This window comes from Moorena sp. SIO2C4 (assembly GCF_010672485.1).
In the GTDB taxonomy this organism is placed as follows: Bacteria; Cyanobacteriota; Cyanobacteriia; order Cyanobacteriales; family Coleofasciculaceae; genus Moorena; species Moorena producens.
The window spans coordinates 1-21,493 of the sequence record NZ_JAAHGN010000032.1 but is presented as its reverse complement, the minus strand read 5'-3'; the positions used below and the strand labels follow the sequence as shown (position 1 = coordinate 21,493).

The following is a 21,493-nucleotide window of genomic DNA, read 5'->3' as shown; positions in this document are numbered from 1 at the left end:
AGTAGACTTTCTGATTTTAGATGAAGGTGAGATTACCCTACCGAGATTTGTTGAGGCACTGGCTCTGGGAGAAAGCTCGGGAGTATTCCGTGCTAATGGCGAAAGGGCAGATGTAACCAAGACACCAATTCCCCGCTACGATTTACCAAAAAATTTGGGTAATCGCGCCCCGTCCTTACAGGACGGCTTTTTTTTGTTCGCAACTGAAGGCTCCTTTGGAGCATCTATGTATTGACAGTTTTATCGCACCGTGTTAAGATAAAAACATAACAAAAAAACAATTAATGTTCTAGATAAACATGATCTTGAATAAGTAGACAGTGTAAAAAACCTGTTTTGAGATAATCATGTTGCACAATCAAGTCTAACGATTTGGACGTCTATGAAAGTCTAAGATCAAAAAAATGTTCATCTAAATTTGTTATCTAAATTTGTTAACTTAAATTTGTTAACTATTTTAGGTACGGTGGGGCACACCGAAACCTAGGTCATAGACCAAATACGCTTGTGGAGAGGAGACCTCTATTTTTCCTGGCTCCGGCAAGGGATAACAAGTCACCCCGTTGAAGCAAGAATCCCCGTCCTTCCAGGGCGGGGAGTGTCAATGGAATTGGATGCTTATAGCGAGATGTCGGTACAGTTTTCCCGTGGTTGTCCTTTCGAGTGCGAGTTTTGTGACATCTCTGTGCGATATGGCCGTAAACCACGCACCAAAACCCCGGCTCAAGTCTTGGCTGAATTGGAAACCCTCTATAATCTGGGTTGGCGGCTTCCTGTATTTATAGTTGATGATAATTTTATTGGCAATAAACGCCATGTTAAGCTTCTGTTGCAGGAACTAGCTCCCTGGATGGCAGAGCATGGTTACCCCTTTCCTTTGTCCACAGAAGCTTCTTTGAATCTGGCCGAAGACGATGAACTTTTGGAGTTGATGATTGCTGCCAATTTTAGTTCAGTCTTTGTGGGAATTGAAACACCAAATACCGATAGCTTGACCCTGACCAAAAAACACCAAAACACTCGTCAACCCTTAGCAGATGCGGTTGAGAAAATTAATCGGGCAGGTTTGCGAGTGATGGCTGGCTTTATTATTGGCTTGGATGGGGAAAAACCAGGAGCAGGCGATCGCATTATCGATTTTGTGGAAGCAACCGCCATTCCCCATACAGTTTTTAGTATGTTACAAGCCTTGCCCAATACCGCCCTTTGGGATCGGCTCAAACAAGAGGGGCGTTTACTAGAAGGTAATGAAGAAAATATCAATCAGACAACCCTGACCAATTTTATCCCCACTCGCCCGATAGAACAACTGGCTCAGGAATATGTCAGTTGTTTCTGGGAATTATATAAACCAGAATCCTATTTAGGAAGACTTTATCGGCACTACTTAAACATGAAGCCGAAACCCCATCACCCTAAGTTGGTAATGCCAAAATTGATCTATTTCTGGGCACTGCTAATTATTATCTGGCGCAATGGCATCAAGCGCCAAACCCGCTTCCAATTCTGGGGTCAACTTTTTTCTATCCTCAGGCACAATCCTCAGGTATGGAAACGGTATCTTAGCGATCATGCCTATCTGGAGCATTTCCTTGAATACCGCCAAATTGTCCACGATCAAATTCCAGCACAACTGACTGAGTTTTTGGCAGCACTTGCTAAAACTAGACCTCTTGCAGAAGTGGCGGGGGAAGTGTACTGAGCGAGGGAGGCGTGGTAAGTGTGGTAGATATGATAAGTATGGGGTAATGGGGCGATCGGGTGATGGGGAGTAACCCGATTCCCGATTCCCGATTCCCGATTCCCGATTCCCAATTCCCAATTCCCTCATGTCCTTCGATTCTTATAAAACGATTGGCGAAGTCCTTAAAGAATTTACAATTACTGCTACTGAAGCCAATTATATCCTGGAAACTGACACTGTAATCAGAGAAGCGTTTAAAGAAGATTTAGAGTTTTGTCTTCGAGAATTTACCGTTGAAGAGTCAGAGTATGCTATTTGTGAAACGATTATTTTTCCGCTCTTGAAGGAAGTGTATAGACAGTATCGAGATAAATTTACCTTATGGAGTCATAAACCAATAACCTATGATCAACAGCTGACTGGAATACCCGATTATATTTTAGCAAAGCGGTCTCCCCTTGGCAAACAAATCTTTGAAAATCCCTATTTTGTAGCTGTAGAAGCTAAAAAGGATGATTTTATTAAGGGGTGGGGTCAATGTTTAGCAGAAATGGTCGCAATTCAAAAGCTTAATGACCAATCTGAGCAAACTATATTTGGAATTGTTTCCAATGGTCAAGTTTGGCAGTTTGGTAAACTCAAAGAAAATCTCTATACTAGAGAAATTAACAATTATACAATTTCTGATTTAGAGCGAGTGTATTCAGCAATTAATTATGTATTCAGTCAATGTGAACTAGAACTTGAAAGTTAGAAATAATTATAGTCAGCATTCAGTTATCAGCAGTCAGCATTTAGCTGACAGTAAACTAAAACTATAGCAATCCTAAATCATTTGTAAAATCACTGGACTTCTTAAAAAATAGTTCCAAATCCGGTCCCTTCTGCCTTCTGCCTTCTGCCTTAAAGCAGCCCATTTCTTTCACGAATCAGATAGGATGGCTATATAGTGGTGCGCCCAGGCAATAAGCTGTGACAAGTTAAATGCGTGAAAGCAGTTCCCTCAACAATTGGGCAAAGCTATCGGAGCCGGTAAGCTCGTTAGTTTATACCTAGACATGACAAGCTACTGGATAATGAGTTAAAGTGTACTTAATACTAAAAACTGCTCAAACTTAACAAGTAAAGCTTAAAAAATAATTAAATAGTGTAATTAACAAAAACTAATTACTAATGACCTATTGTGTAATTCCTGGATGCATCTCTCCTCAAAATCCAGACTCAGCTAAATTTTGCAGTAATTGTGGATATAAATTAAGGTTGAAAGACCGATATAGACCCCTTTATCCCATTGGTCGCGGTGGATTTGGTAGAACGTTTTTGGCAGTAGATGAAGATATCCCTTCTCAACCTCACTGTGTTATTAAACAATTTTATCTGGAGAGTCAACACAGAGGGGTTTCCCAAAAAGCCATTGAACTGTTTCACCAAGAAGCGGTGCGATTGGATGAATTAGGCAAACATCCCCAAATTCCTAGCTTGTTGGCACATTTTGAACAGAATGAACAGCTTTATTTGATCCAAGAGTGGATTGCTGGACAAACCCTAAGCAAAGAGTTGCAGCAACAACAGATATACAACGAGAAGCAAATTTGGGCATTATTACAAGATATCTTACCTGTGCTGCAATATATTCATCAGCATCAGGTGATTCATCGGGATATCAAGCCAGAGAACATTATTCGCCGCGACAGCTCTACAAAGGCGAACGTTGCCCAAAGTCCAGGAATTAGCTATAGTTCTCCCACTGTACCCCTGAGCCAAAATCTGATTATTCAATCCCAGAGAAATCCGCGCCGATTATCCTCGAACAAAACCCAACGCCTTCCTCTAACAGAATCAAAGGAGCTGGTACTGATTGATTTTGGTATTGCCAAATTCATCACTGACACAGCTAATGGACAAACAGGTACGGTTATCGGTACCCCAGAATACATGGCACCAGAACAAATTAGGGGGAAAGCCTTTCCTGCCAGTGATCTGTATAGCTTAGGTGTCACTTGCCTTCACTTGCTGACAGGGGTACCACCTTTGGATATGCATGATTCTCTCAATAACTGCTGGGTATGGCGTGATTTCTTGCCATCAGGGAAATCGGTCAGTAAACATTTGGGTAACATCCTGGATAAGTTAGTCCACAATACGGTTAAAAAGCGCTACCAATCTGCGGATCAAGTATTGCAAGCGCTCAACTCGACCTCACCAGCTATCCAGCCAGTGATTCATGCCTGTGCTAGTCAACGGTTAATCTCAGCAGTAGACCTAGACTACACTCGATTACAGGATTTACTAGCTCGAAAAAAATGGCAAGATGCAGACCAAGAAACCTGGGATATGCTATGTCAGTTGGTTAACAAAACCCCAGGCTATTATCTCAATAAGCAAGATATTGCTAATTTGCCCTGTGACCAATTGCTTAAAATTGACCAACTTTGGATCAACTATAGTGGTGGACGCTTTGGTTTTAGTGTTCAAAGCCGGATCTATGAAGCAGTAGGAGAGGATTACTATAGTTTTTGCGATTGCATCAGCTGGCCCGTTCACAACTCCCATCTTCGAGATCAAGACTTCGAGTTCCAACTCCAAGCCCAAGTAGGACATTTGCCATCACGGCGCTGGGTTGGGGGATTTGACTGGTGGCTTCATGCTGGTGCAGTAGCAAGGAAATTAGCGCAATGCAACATTCTTTAGAAATAGTTTATACAAAATTCTCTCTCTAGGGAAGATAGTATTATTTAACACATTCGATCAAGGTAGTTCACTATACTCTTGTCACCCTCATCTGCTTATCTGTTAATCTCCCACGGCAGTCATGACCTGCGTCCCCAGCGGGCTATGGCACAATTGGCTCAGTTGCTGCGAATTCGACTAGCCTCTGAGCAAGCTAAGGCTAGACAGACCATCTCACCGACAATCTTACCGACAATCTCACCACAGGGCAGCAGTGGTGACGGTGATCTGTTAACAGCTAACGGTCTTTCCAGTCAACCTTTAGGTGCGACCCGTGGCGAATTTAATTCGCCAAGTAAGAGCGCACCTTTGGTAGGTACAGCAACTTTAGAACTAGCTGATTTACCCCTACATCAGCAAATTGTCCGATTTGCTCAGCTGGCTAAAGGTGCTGGCTGTCAGGAATTGAAACTATTGCCCCTATTTCTATTGCGGGGAGTACATGTCATGGAGGATATTCCTTGGCAAGTATCTCTAGCGCAACAGAAATTAGGTAGTGAAATGGTGATTCATCTACTGCCTCACTTGGGAGCTAATCCAGCTTTGGTGAGGCTGTTGAGAAATCAATGGGCAAAGCTAGATGGCGATGCCAAGATTTTGTTGTCCCATGGAACGAGCCGCCCTGGGGTTCAAGAAGAAACGGGGGCTGTAGCTAACCAGTTGGGGGCTGTGGCGGCCGACTGGTCAGTACAGCCGTCCCTTTGGGAGCAGGTCTCTATAATAGCAAACTCTGGAGCAAAAAGGATTGCCATTTTGGCATATTTTCTTTTTGAGGGAAGAATTACCGATGCGATCGCACAAATGTTACTGGAGATACAGCAAAGGTTGCCTCAAGTGCAGTTGAATCTCGGCAAACCAATTGGGGTGAGTGAGGCATTGGTTGATTTGATTATGGATGTGATGAGGCATAAATGAACTACGAAGACATCAAGGACGCGAAATTAGTGAGCAATCAATGTTTGGGTAAGGTGTATTTGGTTGGGGCAGGTCCTGGAGATCCGGGATTGATGACTTTGAAGGGAAAGGGCTTATTAGAGTTTGCGGATGTGGTAGTTTATGATGCCCTAGTCAGTCCGCAAGTGTTGAAGATGATTAATCCCCAGGCGGAACAAATTAATGCCGGAAAGCGCAGGGGTCGTCATTCGATGTTGCAGCAACAGACAACTCAGCTGTTGATTGAAAAAGCCCACTCTCATGCCGTGGTGGTACGGCTGAAAGGGGGAGACCCCTTTGTGTTTGGTCGTGGTGGTGAGGAAATGGGGGATTTGATCGCGGCAGGGGTGCCAGTGGAGGTGGTACCAGGGATAACTTCAGGAATTGCAGCACCAGCGTATCTGGGAATTCCATTGACCCATCGGGATTATAGTTCTTCCGTCACCTTTGTAACAGGTCATGAGTCAGTGGGTAAGTATCGACCTCAGGTGAATTGGAATGCGATCGCAAATGGCTCAGAAACCATTGTGATTTATATGGGAGTTCATAATCTGCCTCGGATTGTCACCGAATTGTGTGAAGCAGGATTGAATCCCCAAACACCAGTAGTGCTGATTCGCTGGGGCACACGACCTGACTCCGAACAGTTGGTTGGAACCTTACAGACCATTGTGGCTCAGGTTGAGGAAACACAGTTTTCTGCTCCTGCGATCGCAGTCATTGGTAATGTAGTCAAGTTGCAACAGCTTGAAGGTTTTTCACCGTTGAAAGTTGAAGGCACTTGAAGGTTAACTGGCTACCTGTAACCTTGGCCAATAGGTCACGCTACGCGAACAAAATCTCACCGAAGATAGTATCTTTGATCGTAACTTAAGATGAGATCCTAATAAAGTTACGATCAATAGATAAGTTTTAAACAAAATGGAAAACGATCATAAATCAACGGTCATTATTACAGGGGCCTCCTCGGGAGTTGGTTTGGAAGCCGCCAGAGCCCTTGCCAAAACCTGGGGATGGCATGTAGTGATGGCTTGTCGGAATCTAGATAAAGCTGAAAAAACTGCCCAAGAGGTGGGAATACCAAAAGACAGCTATACAGCGCTATATATTGACTTAGCTAGTTTTGCCAGTGTCCGGCAGTTTGTGAATGCTTTCAGAGCAACCGGCAGAACCCTCGATGCCTTGGTGTGCAATGCTGCCATCTATCTGCCTTTATTAAAGGAACCGTTGCGAAATCCCGAGGGATATGAATTGAGTGTTGCTACTAATCACCTCGGTCATTTCCTCCTGTGTAATCTGATGCTAGAGGATTTGAAGAGTTCATCCTCTTCCCAGCCAAGGCTAGTGATTGTGGGAACTGTTACTGCTAATCCCAAGGAATTGGGAGGAAAGATTCCGATTCCAGCACCTCCAGACCTGGGAGACCTCAAGGGTTTTGAAGAAGGATTCAAACCCCCCATCTCAATGATTAATGGCAAAGCCTTTAAATCTGGAAAAGCTTACAAGGACAGCAAACTCTGTAACATGCTGACCATGCGAGAGCTGCACCAGCGCTATCATGACTCTACCGGAATAGTTTTCAGCTCCCTTTATCCAGGATGTGTTGCTGAAACCGCTCTATTCCGTAACCACTATTCCCTCTTCCAGAAACTATTCCCATTGTTCCAGAAAAACATTACTAAAGGCTATGTTTCCCAGGAATTAGCAGGCGATAGACTAGCAACAGTAGTTGCTGATCCTAACTATAATAAATCCGGTGTTTACTGGAGCTGGGGTAATCGACAAAAAGAAGGTCGTAAGTCCTTTGTTCAAGAAGTTTCTAATGAAGCAATGGATGATTCTAAAGCTAAGCGCTTGTGGGAATTGAGCGAAAAGTTAGTTGGACTAGGGTGATGGTAAATCATGGTGCGTTACTATAGCATTAAGGAAAGGCAAGAGGCAAAATGCAATAGGCAAAAGTTAATCAACTATATAGGTACTTTTGCTAATCGAAAAACCTTCCTTTTTTTCAATTCATTTGTAAATGCTATATATGCGTTACTAGTTTTGTCCACTCCTTTAGCATGATTGATACTATTGATTAGGGAGCAAAATGCTCCCACTATCAAATCAATCATGATCTAGTAATTATTAGATTCATGAGGTACACAAGATTTTTGGCTACTCTCCCTTTCCCACACTCTTAATACTACTCCCTGCTCCCTAAACCCCAAAATTTCTTACCTCACCCAATTGATAAATTCTAGATGAAAGACATTAAAGAACTACTTAATGCTATCCAGTCTAAAGACTTGGAAGAGAAAAAAATTTGGTATTCTTCTGTGGCAGAGGCTTACGACCAGGCCAGACCACGCTATCCTCAACAACTGATTAACCGTGCCGTGGAGTTAGCCCAACTTCCTGCCGATGGGATTATTCTTGAAGTGGGATGCGGTCCGGGGATTGCTACGACAGCATTTGCTGACTTGGGCTTCTCTATGGTTGCTATTGAACCCAGTCAGGAATCTTGCCAGCTAGCGCGACATAACTGTAGTCAATATCCAGATGTAGAAATTATTAATAGTACCTTTGAAGAATGGCAGCTAGAAACTGGTAAATTTCATGCTGTGTTAGCAGCGACTTCTTTTCATTGGGTTTCCAAAGAGATCCGGTATCAAAAAACAGCTGATGCTCTAAAAGATAATGGGTTTATGATTTTGCTATGGAATATGCCCCCTCAACCTAATCATGAGGTTTGCCAACTGTTGAATCAGGTCTATCAAATTCACGCTCCCTCTCTGAAACCCTGTGAAGAGATAGAAAATCATCAACAGAACCTCAGCAAAATGGCAGAAACTGTTATTAATTCCGGTAAATTCCAAGACTTAGTATCGGAACAGTTGGTGTGTGACGTTACCTATAGTATTGATAATTATATAGCGCTTTTGAGTACTTTATCACCTTATATAGCTTTAGAAGCAAAGCAGCGAGAGTCTTTGTTTCAAGGGATTAAGGAAATACTAGAGCTAGAAGTGGGCAAGAGCCTCGAAACTTCCTATCTCTCTGTTCTTCAGATTGCTAAAAAAATATAGTCGTCAGCTATCAGCTATCAGCTATCAGCTATCAGCTATCAGCTATCAGCTATCAGCTATCAGCTACGCTGTAATGTTGTTTCTCTTGGGTTAATATGGCAAATATTCTTGTTTAATGCCATTGGTGCTAGAGTGATAAAAGGTTTCTTCGCTTACAAACGATCCCAATGAGCAGCAGTCTGAATATCGAGCTAACCGATAAACTGCGCCGCTATGTTGATATGCGGGCAAGCGATGATGATGTCTATGGAACCCCTAGTGAATACATCCGCGATTTGATTCGTCGGGATATGGAGGACTATTTGATTGTTTCCGACATCATCCAAGGGTTACGGGAAATTAGGAATCAAGAATTTGTCCCGGAATCCATCATCGATATTTTAGAGGAAGATAATCTCGATTGTGGCTAGGAAAAACTATGTTCTCACCCCCACAGCGCGGCGGCACTTACGGGAAGCTAAACCATGGTCACGGGCCAGATGGGGCAATGAATTAACAACAGAATCGCTGCTTTTATTCGTATGGGGAGGGATATTCCGACGCTACTGAGTAAACATGCCGTCACCTTAAAAGAGGAGCTTACCGAACTCCGAAAAAGTAGTTTGAACGAGAATTAATTACTTCTGACGATCAAAAATAAATTGGCTCTCCTAGACTGATTATACTAAATTAGTAGTTTAAATTAGCGATTACCCCTTAAATAGCAAGTAATTAAATAAAATAAAAATACATTTTTTTTATTAAAACTTCGCTTTTTTAAATTAATTAACCCCTTGATTAGTAAAGGTTATGACGATTATTTTATACTAATTTATCCTAGCCACTCTAGGAGAGCAAAATACATTAGAACGTGAATTATTTATTCATGCTAAATCGCGCTCACGAATCTTATCCATAATCTCAGGAAACGTGAGCAATTTCACATTTTTGTCACTTAACCAGTCTTTATCATAAATCTGATCTAAATAGTTAACACCAGTATCTGGTATTACAGCCAGAGCTGATCTGATGTGAAGTCGGTACAGATAGGTTAGAGCAGCACTCACCAGCACTCCTCCAGAACCGCCGAGTAATATGCCAGTTTCTTGTGCAAGCAGGTGACACATAGAAATGGCTTCCTGATCGCTGATTTGACATCGATAATCGAATACTGAAAAATCAGTGTTTTGAGCGCACCATCCTAAACCGATACCATTCACTAAATACGGTTTAAAAGGGGTGCCAAATATAGCAGAACCTTCAACATCACAAGCTAATACTTGCACTGATGGGTGATTGTTTTTAAACCATCGAGCGATACCACTTAGATGTCCACCTGTGCTAACCGCTCCTACTAATAAGTCAAAATCCAAATGACTGATTTCAAGAGCTGTGTGATTGCAATGAAATGCGGGATTATCAGGATTATCATATTGATTAGGCCAGTAAGCATTAGGATGGTGTTTTATGATTTCCTTAACCCGTGCAATACGAGCCTGTTGGTATCCTCCATGTTCATCTGGAGTTGTCACCATCTCAACTTGTGCTCCATAAGCTCGGTACAAATTAAGATTTTTAGTGCTTACTTTGGGATCAACTACAATGATCACCTTAAAATCCATCGCTGCACCCAACATTGCCAGGGCTTTGCCTAAATTACCCGAAGTTGACTCAACAACAGTTCCCTTCGGTTTGAGTTTTCCCGTTTCCAAGGCAGCTTGAATGAGTCCTAACGCAGTTCTATCCTTGATACTTAAAGTAGGGTTGAATTGCTCTAACTTTAGATAAAGTGTTTTTCCCTCTGGCAAAAGTCGATGCTGTAACGAAACGATCGGTGTGTGACCGATTGTTTCAAAAATATTATTAAATACCTGTGTATGCATCTTGTCCATCTGTTGAACCTCGTGATTTTGGGTTAGTTTACTAACCATAGGTCATCTAAAAACAGGCACTTATCCTAATCACAATTAGGATTAACCTAGAGCAATTAAGTTCTGAATACTATAGTTAGTGAGCAGATGATTATCCTCGTTTCCAATCAAAATTGGGTCTTCAATATGAAGCGCACCAAACCCAAATTCGTAGAATGGAGTTTCTACAGAAATGACCATACCAGCCTCAATACGTTCTGTTTCACTTGGTGCCAGAATAGGACGTTCGTAGGGTTCTAATCCAATACCATGACCGACATGATGTCTGCGATATTCTCGAAAACCGGCTTCATGAATAGCAGCCATTGTCAAATTAAACACATCACCTCCTGTCATACCGGGTGATATTTCTGAGATGGCGGTCTTCATTCCTAAAGCCAAGGCATGATAACGTTCACTAGCGGCTGGGGATACTTCACGGTAAGCGTAAACTCTGGCAATATCTGACCAAAATCCTTGATACCATGCATCGGAATCGAACCATAACAAATCTCCAGGGGCTAACCGAATGTCTTCTCGTTGACGACGTTGCCCACCGACTGCATGGCGACCAATTTTTACCATTGTTAAGGATGGATAGGCCCCTTGTTTAACCAATGAAACTTCAAATAAGCGAGAGATTTCGGTTTCTGGTATATTCTCATAAAGGTTATCCAAAACTTCTGCGATCGCACGCTCATTGATCTGGGCTGAACGAGTTAACTGCTCAACTTCATAAGACGTTTTAACACGACGGACAAAGCGTAAAATCTCAGAAGATTCAACAAACTGAGCTTTAGAAAACATAGACTTCAGCTCTGCCAAAGCAATGTCTGAAAACCCATTTTGATCATATCCTATTCGACTACTCTTTGCATTTAGCGCAGTCAGTAAAGCCTCAAGAGCCTGGACAGGAGACTTGTAAGCATCTTCAACAATCGACCACTGCTGTAACAGCTTTTCCTCATCGGTTAAAGCTGTTTCCGACAGGTACTCTCGGTAAAAGCGGCCATAACAATAAACTTTACCCAGGGGGGGAATTGCATCAAGGAGTTGGTCAATTTCTCCGATAGAATGAACAACATTTACCTGGTCCGGGTTGTCACGAGTGATCACTACATAGCATTGCCCATAGTAGGGATTCAGTGTTTTAATGACCGGATTAAAACCCGTTAGATAAAGAATATTTTCGCGGGTAGCCGCTATGATTATATCCAAATAATGGTTATCTAGCTGTTGCTTTAAACGTTCAAGGTTGTAAATCATATATCAATAACTATTTAATCATTTCATTATCCTGAAATTTTCATCTTTATTTTTTCAATAAGTAGGCATTAATTATTGGAAAGACAATAATGAAACCCCCCCCATTGCATATCACCCTCTTGATAGAAATTAATCCAGGGTTCAATACTTTTGAGTGTTTTGTCTATTGCTTCTTTTGAGATTTGTTCAATTATCTCTTCATAACGTTTCAAAATCTCATCCCTGAATCGAATGTAGTGAGTGCTAACATGCCTAGAAAGATCGATAACTTGTATTTCTTCAAAACCTAGTTCTTGTAAAGTTTTTTTATAAAAGTGAAAGGATCCAGCGTCTTTGATTTGCAATCGATTAAACGCGGGCTGTAACTTCTCTGGCGAACAATCATGATTGCGTAAAGTATCTGTAAAAATGAGTTCTCCCCCAGGTTTCAAGATACGGCGAATTTCCGAAAGAACCTGACGGCGGTTACCACTGTGTACCATTGAATCCTGAGACCAAACGATGTCAAAGGAGCGATCGTCATGGGGAATATTTTCAAAGTTACCTTGCTTTACCTCAATTCGGTGATTCAAATTTTGAGCTTGGTTCATTTCCAAATTCCGTTGATTTTGAAGTTCACTTAAATTGAGGCAAGAAACAAAACAACCATATTTTTTGGCCAGATAACGGGCTGTGCCCCCATATCCTGCTCCCAAATCGATCACCTGAGAATTTTCTCCGATCTGTTGCAACATTGTTGCCATCATGTTTACGATTCGCTGGGAAGCCTCTAATATAGAATCATCAGGTTCGAGGTAAATCCCAAAATGGATATGCTCTCCACCCCAAATCATCTTATATATCCGATCAGTCTCAATGTTATTATAGTAAGTCTCGGCAATTTGTACTGCTTCTGAGTAGCAACTATCCATACCATTTAATCCTTGGCAGCAATTATCATTTTAGGACACAGGTGTTCAAATTGTCAAAATGTCTGTACTGTATATAGCAGTCCTAAATGATTCGTGAAATATATTGGCCAAATCGTTCGCTATAACCCTTGCCCAGCAACGAGTCCAGATTTTGCTGATTTTACAAATGATTTAGGATTGCTATATTTCGTTTTTACTACTTATGGCATAGACAGTATTTTTTACCAATTCTAAAGTTGCCTATTCCCTCTTCTGACTTTCCTGTTCCCTACATCGGCAAGAAGTATACTAGATCAGGCATTGGCTAACGAATGTGCCAAAATTAAACTACAGTAATAAGCGATGCAGAGGTGCGACCCGTGGCGAATTTAATTCGCCTACGGAAAGCGCACCTAAGCGGTCTTGGGGAGCCAGTGCGGTCTTGGGGGTTCCCCCCATGAGCAACTGGCGTGGTTTCCACGGGGCTTACAAGGTGCGGACGCAGGTTCCGCACACAGCCCCTCCCCATGAGCGACTGCATCAAGACACTGACGTAAGCTAAAGCGCGTAATCACACCCAAGGAGTATCACTTGTGCAGTCACAATACAACCCCACCGAGATAGAGGAAAAATGGCAACAAATTTGGGAAGAGCAAGGCTTGTACCAAACCTCCACAGAAACTGACAAGCCGAAATTCTATGCTCTATCCATGTTCCCCTATCCATCGGGTAACCTGCACATGGGTCATGTCCGTAACTATACAATTACTGATGTGATTGCCAGAAAAAGCCGGATGCAAGGCTATCGCGTACTTCACCCTATGGGTTGGGATGCCTTTGGATTACCCGCAGAAAATGCTGCGATCGCTCGCGGGATTCATCCGGCGAAGTGGACATACCAAAATATTTCCCAAATGCGATCGCAATTAAAGCGCCTGGGACTGTCCTATGACTGGGATTGTGAAGTAACCACTTGCTCCCCAGACTATTACAAGTGGACTCAGTGGATTTTCTTACAGTTCTTCAACGCTGGACTGGCCTACCAGAAAGAAGCAGCAGTGAACTGGGACCCGGTAGATCAGACCGTGCTAGCCAATGAGCAAGTGGATAGTGAAGGACGTTCCTGGCGTTCTGGTGCCAAGGTGGAACGGAAACTGTTGCGTCAGTGGTTCCTTAAAATTACCGATTATGCCGAAGAATTGCTCAAGGACTTGGATACCTTAACCGGTTGGCCAGAACGGGTGAAGCTGATGCAGGCCAACTGGATTGGTAAATCTGTTGGTGCTTATCTAGAATTTCCCATTGTGGGCTTAGATGACAGCTCAGATCAGGGCTTAGCTAACAAGATTGGTGTATTCACCACTCGTCCCGATACCGTTTATGGGGTTACCTATGTGGTGCTAGCACCGGAACATCCCTTGACCGCAAAAGTCACTACCCCTGACCAAAAGGCTGCAGTTGAAGCCTTCATTGAGGAAGTCAGTAACCAAAGTGAACTGGAACGGACAGCGGAGGATAAGCCCAAGCGAGGGATTCCCACTGGTGGTAAAGCAATTAATCCCTTCACTGGGGACGAAATCCCAATCTTGATTGCTGACTATGTGCTTTATGAGTATGGTACTGGTGCCGTGATGGGAGTACCAGCTCATGATACCAGAGACTTTAAGTTTGCCCAGGAAAAGCAATTACCCATCAAAGTGGTGATTGTCCCAACCTCAGATGATGTCGAAACAGTTAATGACACTCCTCTAGAAGCGGCTTACACGGAACCGGGCATTGTAGTGAATTCTGACCAATTCAATGGTATGGATTCCGTCAAGGCCAAGACCGGAATTATTGACTATGCTGAACAACAGGGCTGGGGCAAAGCCCGAGTGCAGTATCGCCTCCGAGATTGGTTAATCTCTCGCCAGCGTTACTGGGGTGCCCCGATCCCTGTAATTCATTGTCCTAACTGCGGCGCAGTGCCAGTGCCAGACCAAGACCTGCCAGTAGAATTACCAGAAGATGTAGACTTTAGCGGACGTGGTCTTTCTCCCTTGGCTCAATTAGACAGTTGGGTGAATGTACCTTGTCCCAATTGCGGTACACCAGCGAAACGGGAAACTGATACCATGGATACCTTTATCGATTCCTCCTGGTATTTCTTACGTTATCCCGATGCCAAGAATGACTCCGCTGTGTTTGATTCCAACAAAACCAATGATTGGATGGGAGTGGATCAGTATGTAGGGGGCATCGAACATGCTATTTTGCACTTGCTCTACTCGCGATTCTTTACTAAGGTATTGCGCGATCGCGGTTTACTGACCATTGATGAACCGTTCCAACGTCTTCTAACTCAGGGGATGGTGCAGAATACGGCTTACAAAAATACCAAAACCGGTAAATATTTCGCTGTTGTAGATATCGATCCCAATGACCCTAAAGATCCAGAGACTGGGGAACCGTTGGCGGTATTCTATGAAAAAATGTCTAAGTCTAAATACAACGGTGTAGCACCAGAAGATGTAGTAGCTAAATACGGTACTGATACCGCTAGGATGTTTATCTTGTTTAAAGCACCACCAGAAAAAGATTTGGAATGGGATGATGCTGATGTAGAAGGGCAATTCCGTTTCCTTAATCGTGTCTGGCGTTTAGTATCGGATTTCGCCGCTAATGGTAGCACTAAACCTAGCTCGTCTAATGGTGATTTAACTAAACCGGAAAAAGACTTACGACGAGCAATTCATACCGCCATTAAAGAGGTAACTGAGGATTTAGAAGGGGAGTATCAATTTAATACAGCAGTTTCTGAATTGATGAAGCTAAGTAACGGTATTACTGATGCTAAGTGTAAAGACTCCCCGGTCTATAAAGAAGGGATTGAAACCTTGATTACATTACTCGCTCCCTTTGCTCCCCATATTGCTGAAGAACTTTGGCATAGTCTGGGTCATAGCTCTTCAATACACAATCAACCGTGGCGTGAGTACGATCCTGATGCTTTGGTAGCCGATGAAATTACCTTGGTTATTCAAATCAAAGGCAAAACTCGCGGCACTATTCAAGTTCCCGCTAACTCCGATAAGGCAGCTTTGGAAACCTATGCTCGGGAATCTGAGGTAGGACAGCGATATCTAGAGGGTAAGGAGATTAAGAAGGTAATTGTGGTACCTGGTAAATTGGTAAACTTTGTAGTGGTTTGATAGGAAAAAAGCGAACGCGCAGGGGATAGGTAAGCTAAAACGCATTTAAAATGCGTTTTAGCAAGGCAAAAGGCAAAAGGCAAAAGGCAAAAGGTAAAAGGCAAAAGGTAAAAGGCGACTGGGATCTATCTGTTTTATTTGATTTCACGCAGTTTAAATGCACAACAGCTTAACCGAGCTATTCCCTATTGCCTGCATCCAGCGCTATATATAGGTAAGAAACAATTCATCAGGTTCATTTACCACTAACAGTTATGTCTGAACAAAACGCACAAGTCTGTCCTATCTGTGGTGTCAGGATCATACCAGGAGGCCAAGTCGAGGATAAGGTCATGTTTAAAGTCGGACCAGTGGGAACCAGAGCTATTCTTAACCAGCGCGTTTGTCAGTATGTTAAGAAACCAGGCTGTATTAATAAGAATCCATAGTTAAGCATTCAGCTAATGCGCTACGCGCACGCTACGCGAACAGCCGTCAGCTATCAGCTTTTCAATCAAAGAATCCTTACCTCTTTTATTCAAAAGCTGTTCGCGCACCATGCCCATAACCCATAAGAAGCTAAAGTAGCAGCATCTGTAGCCCATTAGCTGATAGCTGAATGCTGTTCGCGTAGCGTGGCCAAAGGCCTTTAGCTGAATGCTAATTCACTTTGGCAGTCCCTAATTTACCTAGGAAGTTGCGCACCAGTAAGGTTAGCATTATCAAGGTTAGCGTTAGTCAAATCAGCGTTAATGAAATTAGCGTTACTGAGGTTAGCGCCACTCAAATCAGCACCATTGAGGTTGGCATTCAGAAAGGTGGTGTTACTGAGATCAGCACCCCTAAAGGAACTACCACTTAGGTCAGCACTGATGAAGTTTGCCCACACTACGCTAGCACCACTGAAGTCGGCGCGACTCATGTTGGCCCCTGTGGCGTAGGCTGAATCTAAGTTGGCATTGCGGAAGGTTGCCCCTGTGCCATCAATAACTCTCATTGCTGCATTTTCGAGCATGGCATCAGAAAGGTTAGCCCCACTGAGATTGGCTCCCTGGAGGTTAGCATATCTCAGGTCTGCTTCCCTCAAATCAGCTCTGGCTAGGTCAGAATTTACCAGGTCACAGCTTCGACATTCCTTAGTTTGCAGGAGTTGTAGATAATGCTCGCGCACTTCAGCATTGATAGGAGCGATTAACCCTAAGGAGGCTAGCAGTACACTAATTCCTAAGATTCTGAATTTCATAATTTCTGGCCTTATCTTGTTTTGCCTGTATTATGGCAGCGAAGTTCAAGAAATACCTATTATTTCTACCCAAAATTGATAAACTACTGCGCTGCGCTCAGGGAATAGGGAACAGGGAATAGGGAACAGGGAATAGGGAACAGCCAATGGTTTAGCTTGTAATATAAGGGTTTTAGGAATTCTCCTTAATATTGTGATCGCCCCTATTGACGCGATCGCAATGGGTGCATCTCCTAAAAGCTGTTTGACCCGGTGGTGCGTTACGGGCAGCAACCTAACCGTGGCTACCGATAAAATCAGAGCCCCCCTAACGCACCCTACGCAACATTTAGCGCGATCGCATTGATAAACTAACGCGCTTTAGTTTTTCATTCACTTCCATTACTCGCACCTTCACCACCTGTCCCACTTTGACTATCTGTTTGGGATCCTCTACAAATCGGTCAGCTAGTTGGGAGATATGCACTAACCCATCTTGATGCACACCGATATCTACGAATGCTCCAAAGTTTACCACATTGGTGACAATTCCTTCTAATTCCATTCCAGGACTTAAGTCTTTGAGCTCATTTACTCCTTCTTTGAAGGTGGCGTACTTAAACTCAGCCCTGGGGTCTCGTCCTGGCTTTTCCAATTCCTGGATAATATCCTCTAGGGTTGGTAAGCCTATGGTATCTGTGACGTAACGGTTCAAATCTACCGATTTGAACCGATCTGCTCCTTGGTTAATCTTGGCTAGAGGTAACTGCAAATCCAATGCGATCGCTTTCACTACGGAATAACTCTCTGGATGCACAGCTGTGTTATCCAAGGGATTATCCCCGTTGCGAATCCTTAGGAATCCTGCTGACTGCTCGAAGGCTTTTGGCCCTAACTTTGGTACCTTAAGGATTTCCCGACGGTTCTTGAATGCACCTTGCTGATTGCGATAGGTCACAATATTGTTAGCAATGGTCGGGGTAATCCCAGATACAAAGGTTAGCAGTTGAGCGGATGCAGTGTTTAAATCTACTCCTACATAGTTTACACAACTTTCCACGGTGTCATCAAGTTTCTTCTTGAGCAATTTCTGATCAACATCGTGTTGGTACTGTCCCACACCAATGGATTTAGGGTCAATTTTGACCAACTCGGCTAACGGGTCTTGTAAGCGTCTGCCAATACTAATCGCTCCCCTGACTGTGACATCTAAATCCGGAAACTCCTCTCGTGCTAAGTCACTGGCGGAATAAATCGATGCCCCAGATTCATTCACCATTACTTTTATCGGTTTGCGCTCCATGGTTTTGAGGACTTCCGAGATAAACTCGTCTGTCTCACGAGACGCTGTACCGTTACCAATGGCAATTAGCTCGATCTGGTAGGTTTCGATTAAATCCTTAATTGTTTTAGCAGCTTGTTCGCGCTTTTGGCTGCCTTGATGGGGAAACACTGGTTGGTATGTGATGTATTTAGCTGTCTCGTCCAGGATAGCCACTTTACAACCGGTGCGGAAGCCTGGATCTATGGCTAAGGTTGGCTTCATTCCTGCTGGAGGAGATAACAACAGTTCTCGGAGATTGGCTTCAAAGGTTTTAATGGACTCTACATCAGCATAGGCTTTGCGATCGCTACGTACTTCCGTAGTTAGGGAGGTTTTCATCAGCCGATTAAACCCATCTTTGAGCATGGTCTGGTAAAACTCTCGCAGTAGGGTAGCTTTGGTGTAGATTTCCTCAGACTCTAGGTAGGACATCACATAGTCTTCATCAAAAGAGAGTTCCAGCTTTAGGACTCCCTCCGCTTCACCCCTGAGCAGGGCTAACATATTATGTGGCGCTACAGATTTCACGGGGATTTGGAACTCCCGGTACATTTCAAACTTAGTGGTACCTTCGGGATAATCCTTTTTAATCAGAGAGACGAATAGTCCCGATTTCATGAAATAATCCCGCAAGTACGCTCGTAAGTCGGCTTTTTCCGCTACAGCTTCCGCTAAAATATCAGAGGCACCTTGAAGAACGTCCTCTACGGTATTGAGCTTATGGTCTGGGGAAATGTATTTAGCGGCTTCTTCAGATAAGGATACTGATTTAACCTCCGGAGTGTTCATCGACTCAATCCAGTCCGCTAAGGGTTCAAGTCCTTTCTCCCTGGCCATGGTTGCCCGAGTGCGTCGTTTGGGTTTATAGGGCAGGTAAAGGTCTTCTAATTCAGTCTTTTGCTGGCAAGCTTCGATCTTAGCCTTAAGTTCATCGGTGAGCTTACCCGCAGATGCGATCGCATTCAGGATTACTGACTTCCGTTGCTCAAGTTCCGTTAGATAAGTATGGCGCTCAGCTATCGTGCGTAGCTGAACTTCATCGAGAGAACCAGTCACCTCTTTACGGTAGCGAGCTATAAACGGAATAGTTGCCCCTTCAGCAAATAAAGACAGGGCATTCTCGATTTGAGTCGCACTTAATGACAGTTCTTGGGCTAAGATTTGAGAAAAAGTGGTCATGTTACCAGGAAAAGGGGAAATTTAAATAGCAAATTAAAAACGGTATAACCATTAATAATTAACTATTAGCACTTCCATTCACAACTAACAATTATTAAAAAAAATGGTTTCTAGCCCTGAAGTAATCAAACCTACCCTAACTCCAGGTAGTCTCCGTCGAGTCCATCATATTGCTCTGAATGTGAAGGATATCCAAGCATCGCGCCACTTTTATGGTAAAGTACTAGGTTTACATGAACTAACTGGTGAAGAAGTGCCCAGTACTTTGCGATCGCTAGTCGAAGCCGGAAAAGTCACTAACTTCGTCACCCCAGATGGCATTGTGGTGGATTTGTTTTCCGAGCCAGAGCTATCACCACCGGATCCAGACCCCCATCGTGGCTTTACTCGGGTCAATCATCTCGCCTTTGATATCGATCCTCAGTTATTTGACCAAGCCGTAGAAGTCCTAAAACAAAATCAAATTCCCATCGATCATGGTCCAGTAACTCGTCCTACTGGCAGAGGTATCTATTTTTATGACCCCGATGGATTTATGGTTGAAATTCGCTGCGATGCGATTGAATGAGACTTCGCTGAAGTTGTGAATAATCGGGAATCGGGAATCGGGAATCGGGAATCGGGAATCGGGAATAAAAATTAAGGCAAATAACCTTAGTTTGACATAAGCAATTTGACATAAGCAACTTGATCCACGATTTAGGATACAGGAGTCATGATTTATAAGTCAAAATAAGTTAAAGTTATGTTCTTGGAATCAACAAAATTTCAATTATCTTTGAAACCCAAAACTAACTAAAATTACTTATTTATGTTCCCTGATCCCTGCTCCCTATTCTTAACTCATTTGATAGCCTTGGGGATTCCTAATCCCGACTCCCGACTCCCGACTCCCGATTCCCGATTCCCTGTTCCCTATTATCTCCGGCAATATCTAAGTTAAAGACTTCTGCTTTTTTTCAAAATACTGTTGATGATACTCATCAGCTAAATAATAGTCGGAAGCTGGTTTAATTTCGGTAACAATATCCTTATCAAACTTACCAGAAACTTGCAGCTTTTGTTTTGACAGTCTTGCCAACACTTCTTGTTCCTGATTGTGGAAAAATATCACGGATCGATACTGTTCTCCTCGATCAGGACCTTGACGGTTCAATGTCGTAGGGTCATGGATAGACCAAAACACGTCAAGTAATTGTTCATAACTAACTTTTTCCGGGTCATACTCCACCTGTGCCACTTCTGCGTGACCGGTTATTCTTGATAATACATCTAGATAGCATGGGTTAGGAAAATGTCCGCCCATATAACCAACAGAAGTTGATACTACTCCCTTCACTTTCCGAAATGCTGCTTCTACTCCCCAGAAACAACCACCACCAAATGTCGCTTTTTCCATCTTTGTTACGTAGTTATTGATCAATCATTGGTCAGGTTTTATTAATTATATAGCGGTTTTAAATTAGTAAGCGTAGGGTGCGTTAGGGACGGGCTCGCCTTAATTTTTAGCCTCTTCAGCAGTATTGGAAAAGCCCGTCCCGTAACGCACCACCGGGTTAAACAGCAGTTGTGAGGAATCGGGAATCGGGAAAAAATAATGTGTATATTATAGCAATTCGATATCCCACAAGGTACAAATTGATCCCCCTAAATCCCCCTTAATAAGGGGGACTTTGAGGTTTATAAGCGTACCTCATAACTGCGAAAACGCTATATTAGACTACAAAACGCTATCTGATATTTGTTCGCGTAGCGTGTGCGTAGCACATAAGTTTTTCGCGTAGCGCTTAAGCTGCTAACTTACATTTTTACATCTCAAATATATCACCTATAGTCAATTATTTTATTTGTAAAAATATATTGCAATTTTAAAAATAGCCTTGATTTTTTTCGAGATATTAGTAATAATAAAAATGTCTGATATTTCGATAATATTTCTGGACAAAAAGCCGCGCTTCTCGCATGCAGGCCAAAGCGCGGCTTTACCCCCAATCACAAACTATGTGTGAGTTAATTCCATGATGCCAAAAAAACCCTCCCTAGATCATCTGCTCCACTGTCAGCGAGCCCTAGACCGGCTTGCCCAAATTGCCGAGAGCCCATCCACACGCCCAGATTCAATGCCTCGTGCCATA

General features: G+C 43.1%; 19 protein-coding genes and 1 pseudogene. 13 read left to right on the top strand and 7 right to left on the bottom strand.

Features of this window, described 5'->3' with window-relative positions:
• The 9 genes and pseudogenes from F6K20_RS39795 to F6K20_RS03590 form a co-directional block, all read left to right on the top strand.
• A partial coding sequence (locus tag F6K20_RS39795; protein ID WP_353736721.1) for a hypothetical protein occupies positions 1-235 on the top strand: 235 nt, incomplete at its 5' end.
• A 369-nt stretch (positions 236-604) separates the two neighbouring features.
• Positions 605-1,702, top strand: a pseudogene (locus F6K20_RS03625) (B12-binding domain-containing radical SAM protein); the annotation flags it as partial.
• Between the two features lie 127 nt (positions 1,703-1,829).
• A complete protein-coding gene (locus F6K20_RS03620; protein ID WP_008188120.1) occupies positions 1,830-2,438 on the top strand; it encodes a hypothetical protein in 609 nt (202 codons plus the stop codon).
• A 419-nt stretch (positions 2,439-2,857) separates the two neighbouring features.
• Positions 2,858-4,375, top strand: coding sequence for a serine/threonine-protein kinase (locus F6K20_RS03615; protein ID WP_008188119.1), 1,518 nt, complete (start codon positions 2,858-2,860; stop codon positions 4,373-4,375).
• A gap of 78 nt (positions 4,376-4,453) precedes the next feature.
• On the top strand, positions 4,454-5,329 hold the full coding sequence (locus F6K20_RS03610) for a sirohydrochlorin chelatase (protein WP_287293753.1): 876 nt from the start codon (positions 4,454-4,456) through the stop codon (positions 5,327-5,329).
• On the top strand, positions 5,326-6,132 hold the full coding sequence (gene cobA, locus F6K20_RS03605) for a uroporphyrinogen-III C-methyltransferase (RefSeq protein WP_287293751.1): 807 nt from the start codon (positions 5,326-5,328) through the stop codon (positions 6,130-6,132). The genes F6K20_RS03610 and cobA overlap by 4 nt, the downstream gene beginning before the upstream one ends.
• 136 nt (positions 6,133-6,268) lie before the next feature.
• Positions 6,269-7,240 (top strand): protochlorophyllide reductase, encoded by a 972-nt coding sequence (locus tag F6K20_RS03600; RefSeq protein ID WP_287293749.1) that lies wholly within the window; start codon positions 6,269-6,271, stop codon positions 7,238-7,240.
• Between the two features lie 353 nt (positions 7,241-7,593).
• Entirely contained in the window at positions 7,594-8,418 is an 825-nt protein-coding gene (locus tag F6K20_RS03595) for a class I SAM-dependent methyltransferase (RefSeq protein ID WP_287293747.1), read from the top strand.
• Positions 8,419-8,585: 167 nt separating this feature from the next.
• Complete coding sequence (locus tag F6K20_RS03590; protein WP_008188112.1) at positions 8,586-8,828, top strand: ribbon-helix-helix domain-containing protein; 243 nt, start codon at positions 8,586-8,588, stop codon at positions 8,826-8,828.
• Between the two features lie 453 nt (positions 8,829-9,281).
• On the opposite strand, the gene F6K20_RS03585 is transcribed toward F6K20_RS03590, so the two are convergent.
• The 3 genes from F6K20_RS03585 to F6K20_RS03575 all read right to left on the bottom strand — a co-directional run bounded on the left by F6K20_RS03585 (position 9,282) and on the right by F6K20_RS03575 (position 12,484).
• Positions 9,282-10,289 carry a cysteine synthase family protein gene (locus tag F6K20_RS03585; protein ID WP_202799253.1) on the bottom strand — a complete coding sequence of 336 codons (1,008 nt, stop codon included), beginning with the start codon at positions 10,287-10,289 and terminating at the stop codon, positions 9,282-9,284.
• Positions 10,290-10,370: 81 nt separating this feature from the next.
• On the bottom strand, positions 10,371-11,573 hold the full coding sequence (locus tag F6K20_RS03580; RefSeq protein ID WP_008188110.1) for a M24 family metallopeptidase: 1,203 nt from the start codon (positions 11,571-11,573) through the stop codon (positions 10,371-10,373).
• Positions 11,574-11,641: 68 nt separating this feature from the next.
• Positions 11,642-12,484 (bottom strand): methyltransferase domain-containing protein, encoded by an 843-nt coding sequence (locus F6K20_RS03575; protein ID WP_008188109.1) that lies wholly within the window; start codon positions 12,482-12,484, stop codon positions 11,642-11,644.
• Positions 12,485-13,056: 572 nt separating this feature from the next.
• Here F6K20_RS03575 and leuS point away from each other — a divergent pair.
• Together leuS and F6K20_RS03565 are read left to right on the top strand one after the other, a co-directional pair.
• Complete coding sequence (leuS, locus tag F6K20_RS03570; protein WP_287293745.1) at positions 13,057-15,654, top strand: leucine--tRNA ligase; 2,598 nt, start codon at positions 13,057-13,059, stop codon at positions 15,652-15,654.
• A 254-nt stretch (positions 15,655-15,908) separates the two neighbouring features.
• The gene (locus F6K20_RS03565; RefSeq protein ID WP_008188107.1) at positions 15,909-16,082 is read left to right on the top strand and encodes a hypothetical protein; all 174 of its coding nucleotides are present in this window, start codon (positions 15,909-15,911) and stop codon (positions 16,080-16,082) included.
• Positions 16,083-16,318: 236 nt separating this feature from the next.
• On the opposite strand, the gene F6K20_RS03560 is transcribed toward F6K20_RS03565, so the two are convergent.
• Together F6K20_RS03560 and F6K20_RS03555 are read right to left on the bottom strand one after the other, a co-directional pair.
• Complete coding sequence (locus F6K20_RS03560) at positions 16,319-16,876, bottom strand: pentapeptide repeat-containing protein (protein ID WP_071106242.1); 558 nt, start codon at positions 16,874-16,876, stop codon at positions 16,319-16,321.
• 328 nt (positions 16,877-17,204) lie between these two features.
• The gene (locus tag F6K20_RS03555; RefSeq protein WP_287293740.1) at positions 17,205-19,358 is read right to left on the bottom strand and encodes a Tex family protein; all 2,154 of its coding nucleotides are present in this window, start codon (positions 19,356-19,358) and stop codon (positions 17,205-17,207) included.
• Positions 19,359-19,461: 103 nt separating this feature from the next.
• Between F6K20_RS03555 and F6K20_RS03550 the strand changes: the two genes are divergently transcribed.
• Positions 19,462-19,926, top strand: a complete 465-nt coding sequence (locus F6K20_RS03550) for a VOC family protein (protein WP_287293738.1) — start codon at positions 19,462-19,464, stop codon at positions 19,924-19,926.
• On the opposite strand, the gene F6K20_RS03545 is transcribed toward F6K20_RS03550, so the two are convergent.
• On the bottom strand, positions 19,892-20,038 hold the full coding sequence (locus tag F6K20_RS03545) for a hypothetical protein (protein ID WP_287293737.1): 147 nt from the start codon (positions 20,036-20,038) through the stop codon (positions 19,892-19,894). The genes F6K20_RS03550 and F6K20_RS03545 overlap by 35 nt on opposite strands.
• 131 nt (positions 20,039-20,169) lie before the next feature.
• On the opposite strand from F6K20_RS03545, the gene F6K20_RS03540 reads away from it, so the two are divergent.
• On the top strand, positions 20,170-20,301 hold the full coding sequence (locus tag F6K20_RS03540; RefSeq protein WP_287293734.1) for a hypothetical protein: 132 nt from the start codon (positions 20,170-20,172) through the stop codon (positions 20,299-20,301).
• Here F6K20_RS03540 and msrA read toward each other — a convergent pair.
• On the bottom strand, positions 20,293-20,757 hold the full coding sequence (gene msrA / locus F6K20_RS03535) for a peptide-methionine (S)-S-oxide reductase MsrA (RefSeq protein ID WP_287293732.1): 465 nt from the start codon (positions 20,755-20,757) through the stop codon (positions 20,293-20,295). The genes F6K20_RS03540 and msrA overlap by 9 nt on opposite strands.
• Positions 20,758-21,493: the final 736 nt, after the last annotated feature.

Bases quoted from the DNA above. Each gene is read 5' to 3' on its own strand.
- F6K20_RS03620 (WP_008188120.1), top strand. From the start codon at position 1,830: ATGTCCTTCGATTCTTATAAAACGATTGGCGAAGTCCTTAAAGAATTT.
- F6K20_RS03575 (WP_008188109.1), bottom strand. From the start codon at position 12,484: ATGGATAGTTGCTACTCAGAAGCAGTACAAATTGCCGAGACTTACTAT.
- F6K20_RS03560 (WP_071106242.1), bottom strand. From the start codon at position 16,876: ATGAAATTCAGAATCTTAGGAATTAGTGTACTGCTAGCCTCCTTAGGG.
- F6K20_RS03595 (WP_287293747.1), top strand. From the start codon at position 7,594: ATGAAAGACATTAAAGAACTACTTAATGCTATCCAGTCTAAAGACTTG.
- F6K20_RS03615 (WP_008188119.1), top strand. From the start codon at position 2,858: ATGACCTATTGTGTAATTCCTGGATGCATCTCTCCTCAAAATCCAGAC.
- F6K20_RS03565 (WP_008188107.1), top strand. From the start codon at position 15,909: ATGTCTGAACAAAACGCACAAGTCTGTCCTATCTGTGGTGTCAGGATC.
- F6K20_RS03580 (WP_008188110.1), bottom strand. From the start codon at position 11,573: ATGATTTACAACCTTGAACGTTTAAAGCAACAGCTAGATAACCATTAT.
- F6K20_RS03550 (WP_287293738.1), top strand. From the start codon at position 19,462: ATGGTTTCTAGCCCTGAAGTAATCAAACCTACCCTAACTCCAGGTAGT.
- msrA (WP_287293732.1), bottom strand. From the start codon at position 20,757: ATGGAAAAAGCGACATTTGGTGGTGGTTGTTTCTGGGGAGTAGAAGCA.
- F6K20_RS03555 (WP_287293740.1), bottom strand. From the start codon at position 19,358: ATGACCACTTTTTCTCAAATCTTAGCCCAAGAACTGTCATTAAGTGCG.
- F6K20_RS03585 (WP_202799253.1), bottom strand. From the start codon at position 10,289: ATGGACAAGATGCATACACAGGTATTTAATAATATTTTTGAAACAATC.
- F6K20_RS03590 (WP_008188112.1), top strand. From the start codon at position 8,586: ATGAGCAGCAGTCTGAATATCGAGCTAACCGATAAACTGCGCCGCTAT.
- F6K20_RS03540 (WP_287293734.1), top strand. From the start codon at position 20,170: ATGTTCCCTGATCCCTGCTCCCTATTCTTAACTCATTTGATAGCCTTG.
- F6K20_RS03600 (WP_287293749.1), top strand. From the start codon at position 6,269: ATGGAAAACGATCATAAATCAACGGTCATTATTACAGGGGCCTCCTCG.
- F6K20_RS03545 (WP_287293737.1), bottom strand. From the start codon at position 20,038: ATGTCAAATTGCTTATGTCAAACTAAGGTTATTTGCCTTAATTTTTAT.
- cobA (WP_287293751.1), top strand. From the start codon at position 5,326: ATGAACTACGAAGACATCAAGGACGCGAAATTAGTGAGCAATCAATGT.